The organism is Nocardioides sp. (genome assembly GCF_024509035.1).
GTDB lineage: Bacteria > Actinomycetota > Actinomycetes > Propionibacteriales > Nocardioidaceae > Nocardioides.
The window spans coordinates 1-537 of record NZ_JANINT010000426.1 but is presented as its reverse complement, the minus strand read 5'-3'; the positions used below and the strand labels follow the sequence as shown (position 1 = coordinate 537).

The window sequence follows — 537 nt, the reverse complement described above, 5'->3', positions numbered from 1 at the left end:
CGACCGTGTTCCGGAATCGACGAGACGCCTGAACGACCGGTTCGTCGGCTGGGGGTCGCGCGGTCAGCAGCCGAACGACTTCGTGCGCTGCTGGGCCGGACGGGCGCTCGCGTCCCCCGGCCAGCTGACGGTGATGCGGCACAGGCCGGAGACGCGCCGCAGGTCGGTCCGGTAGGTCGACAGCGGCGACGTGGTGGCCGTCGTCGTGCGGACCGCCCGCCACCGCGTCCCGCGCTTGCTCCTCGTCTGCTTCTCCAGGACCACACGCACCGGCATGAGACCACCGGACACGGTGACGCGACCGCCAATCTCCTCATGAGCCACGGTGATCTCCGACCAGTTCCCGCCCGGCCGCAGTGGGCCGAACGGGCCGCCCTCCCAGCTCGCCAGCTCGTCGAACCACGACACGTGCATCTCGCCGTACCACTCCTGCAGCCCGACGTTCGGGTCGAACCACCAGATGTCTCGGGTGCGGTCCCCGTACTCGGTGTAGCTGTCGGCGTTGACGGCGACCAGCGCTCCATTGGGGGAGAAGAC

General features: G+C 70.0%; 1 protein-coding gene. It reads right to left on the bottom strand.

All coding sequences use genetic code 11. From position 1 onward, the window contains the following. Positions 1 to 63: 63 nt before the first annotated feature. Positions 64 to 537: hypothetical protein (locus Q0L15_RS22965; protein ID WP_296607177.1), on the bottom strand; the 474-nt coding region annotated here is incomplete at its 5' end.